The sequence below is a fragment of the Streptomyces sp. GbtcB6 genome (genome assembly GCF_019091475.1).
GTDB lineage: Bacteria > Actinomycetota > Actinomycetes > Streptomycetales > Streptomycetaceae > Streptomyces > Streptomyces hyaluromycini.
Genome location: NZ_JAGXJL010000443.1, coordinates 1 through 239, shown reverse-complemented (window position 1 = coordinate 239; position 239 = coordinate 1). Strand labels below are relative to the sequence as shown.

Here is a 239-nt window from a genome sequence, read left to right as displayed (position 1 = left end):
AGCACCCGGCGGGCGACGACCTGGCGCGGATCACCCGGCCACTGACGAGGCACCGGGAGGACGTCGTGTCGGACCCGCTGACGTGCTGGGTTCCCACGCAGGGGAGTTCGGCACCGGGCGGCGGCCGTCCCGCCACCACGGTGTACGACCGGGGGGCGCGGGCGCTGCAGGAGGTGCGGCGGGAGAACGTCGCCGTGCTGGCGGTACGGCAGGACGCCGCGGCCCGGCTGGTCAAGCTG

General features: G+C 76.2%; 1 pseudogene. It reads left to right on the top strand.

From position 1 onward, the window contains the following. Positions 1-239 (top strand): annotated as a pseudogene (locus tag KVT45_RS57565) (hypothetical protein); the annotation flags it as partial.